The sequence below is a fragment of the Pseudomonas sp. SWRI81 genome (genome assembly GCF_014268545.1).
GTDB classification, from domain to species: domain Bacteria; phylum Pseudomonadota; class Gammaproteobacteria; order Pseudomonadales; family Pseudomonadaceae; genus Aquipseudomonas; species Aquipseudomonas hamedanensis.
The window spans coordinates 1-2,906 of the sequence record NZ_JABWQS010000086.1 but is presented as its reverse complement, the minus strand read 5'-3'; the positions used below and the strand labels follow the sequence as shown (position 1 = coordinate 2,906).

At 57.7% G+C, this 2,906-nt stretch carries 2 protein-coding genes; one reads left to right on the top strand and one right to left on the bottom strand.

Annotated features, from left to right (window positions below; all coding sequences use genetic code 11):
* A partial coding sequence (locus tag HU765_RS26525; RefSeq protein ID WP_346727556.1) for an Ig-like domain-containing protein occupies positions 1 to 1,597 on the top strand: 1,597 nt, incomplete at its 5' end.
* 492 nt (positions 1,598 to 2,089) lie between these two features.
* On the opposite strand, the gene HU765_RS26520 is transcribed toward HU765_RS26525, so the two are convergent.
* Entirely contained in the window at positions 2,090 to 2,449 is a 360-nt protein-coding gene (locus HU765_RS26520; protein WP_186624059.1) for a hypothetical protein, read from the bottom strand.
* Positions 2,450 to 2,906 lie beyond the last annotated feature (457 nt).

The window sequence follows — 2,906 nt, the reverse complement described above, 5'->3', positions numbered from 1 at the left end:
GGTCGATGCCAGCGGCAACTGGACACTGCCGCTGACGGCGCTGAGCGCCAGCGCCCACAGCATCACGGTCAAAGCGTTGTACGGCAGCAATCCGGTGTCGGCGGCGTGGACCTTTACCGTGGCGGTGGCGACAGCGCCGACCATCACCTCGGTCAAGGACTCCAAAGGCGAAGTCGCGGCGGGTGGCACGACGTTCGATACTTCGGTCACGGTAAGCGGCAAGGCCTTCGCCAATCAGAAAGTCGAGATCTTCGACGGGGCTACCTCAAAAGGAGAGGTCCTGGTCGATGCCAGCGGCAACTGGACACTGCCGCTGACGGCGCTGAGCGCCAGCGCCCACAGCATCACGGTCAAAGCGTTGTACGGCAGTAATCCGGTGTCGGCGGCGTGGACCTTTACCGTGGCGGTGGCGACAGCGCCGACCATCACCTCGGTCAAGGACTCCAAAGGCGAAGTCGCGGCGGGTGGCACGACGTTCGATACTTCGGTCACGGTAAGCGGCAAGGCCTTCGCCAATCAGAAAGTCGAGATCTTCGACGGGGCTACCTCAAAAGGAGAGGTCCTGGTCGATGCCAGCGGCAACTGGACACTGCCGCTGACGGCGCTGAGCGCCAGCGCCCACAGCATCACGGTCAAAGCGTTGTACGGCAGTAATCCGGTGTCGGCGGCGTGGACCTTTACCGTGGCGGTGGCGACAGCGCCGACCCTCACGTCGGTCAAAGGCTACCCCAGCGGCGTTGAAATCCTCCATGGTGGTTATACGGTGGAAAGGGCTGTCACCCTGAGCGGCGTCGCGGCCAACGGCCAGAAGGTCGAAGTCTTTGACGGCGCTGTCTCCAAAGGTCAGGCAACGGCACATGCCACCACCGGTGTCTGGACGTTACTCGTCAGTGCCCTGGCGGTGGCAGCACACAGCTTCACCGCCAAAGCTTTGTATGGGAGCAATCCTGTTTCGGCCGCCAGAACATTCACCGTAGCGGAACCCTTACGAGTTGAGACCTCATTGATGTCATTAAATGGCGTGATGGTCAGGAGCGGTTACTGCACAAACTTCACCGGCGCCGATGCAGTCGGCAACACGGCACAACGACAGCCAACGGGGGGGGTGCCCGGCTATGCTTATTCTTCATCTGATCCAAGTATCGCGGCTGTTGATGGCACTGGTAAGGTTACCGGGATGGGCAATGGCTCTGCGACTATCCGTATCTACGATCGAACCCAAGCGCAGGTTAGTTATACCGTTTCAGTTTCAAACGTCTACGATTTATTAGTAGGTAATGGCGGGTCACCCAATACATATGCAAAGTATTTGGCGCATCTTTCCAGATACGGTTATGTCAGCATGACTCCGCAAATTCGTGCGGTCTTGGCCCGCTGCTACCATCAGCCGTGGATTGTATACTCTCCAGCTAGTACTACTGCGTGGACAGGAATAGCTAATGGCACTTCAGCAGAGGTTTACATCGGTAACGGCACCTTCGCCTATAGAGGTCAAAACGAAGATCATACAGGCTTGATTTTTTCACTCCACGGATTCAGTGCAGCTCAAGATGAGGACACATGGGAAATATCATCGCCGCCTTTGGACGAACAGTGATGACGGCTAAACGGGATGCTCATGAACTGGAATTCCCCGCAATAGCAGGGAGCTGTGACAAGCCCTGAATTAAGCGTTGTGGCTACTGGCGTCTTCGCGGGCAAGCCCCGCTCCCACAGGGATCGGTGTCGATCACAGGACTGTATTTGGAGCCTGGACCGGGCGGCGATCCGACGAATGCGGCCTCCCCGCCAGCCCAATTCGCTCAGGCATAAAAAACCGCTGCTCCGTTGAATCAGGGCGGCGGTTTTTCATTTCCAGAAAAAGGGGACGGGAGAAAAAGAGGACGGATTTATTTATCCATGCAGGAGTGAGCCTGCTCGCGATAGCGGTCTGTTTGGTTCGAACGCATCGACTGAGAAATTCTCATCGCGAGCAGGCTCACTCACAGTGAAATGCACTCCAAACGCAGGTCTGAAATGCGAACCAAGGTGGGAGCGAGCCTGCTCGCGAAGGGGCCGGCACTTTCAGGAATAACTCAGCCAACCTGCATCACCCCGGCAACTCCAGATTATCCAGCACCCGGTTCACCGCCAGCTCGCTGAGCATGATCAATTGCGCAATCCCCATCAGTGTCCGGCGTTGCGATGGCTTGACCAGTCCGGCGAATTCCTGGGCGATGGTTTTGGCGCAGGCGAGGGTTTCGCAGGCGTTGGCCAGCAGGTCTTCGTTTTTGGTATCGGCGGTGACGGCATACATTGCGCGGCCGCTATGAGGCGGCGGGGTAGAGCCGGGCGGGCAGAGGTAGTGATCGAGGGCGCGGTCGGCGGCTTGGTGGAGTTTTCTTGAATCGAGGGATTCGTAGGGGGAGGTGGGATCGGATTCGGGTGGGTTGGGTGTTGGTTTGATCATGGTGAAGCTCCTTGAGAAATGGAGCCGTCAGCCTTCGCTGCTAAACGAAGAGGGTGGCGGCTTTACGCGGGTTAGCAGACCAGGCTCAAGGATCCCGGCGCACCGAAGTGCCCCACGCAAGCCGCCATAAAGAGAGGCGGAGCCAGCGTGCCTTGAAAATTTGCCGAGCTGCTAAACCCGATCACTGAACAATCAGCGACCGGACCACAATAGAACCCGCCCTCAAGGCGCACAAGCCGGCGGATTCTGGCTTGGCTGTAGGCAATGGCGCAAGGATTTGTAGCCTTGAGACCGTGTCTGGAGGTGTCTTTTAAACAGCTTCGTTTAAATCGAAGGATTGCGCCGAAACTGATGGCCCCTTCGCGAGCAGGCTCGCTCCCACAAGAGACTGCATTCCAAATGTGAGAGTGAAATGCAGACCAAATGTAGGAGTGAGCCTGCTCGCGATAGCGGCTGT

Bases quoted from the DNA above. Each gene is read 5' to 3' on its own strand.
- HU765_RS26520 (WP_186624059.1), bottom strand. From the start codon at position 2,449: ATGATCAAACCAACACCCAACCCACCCGAATCCGATCCCACCTCCCCC.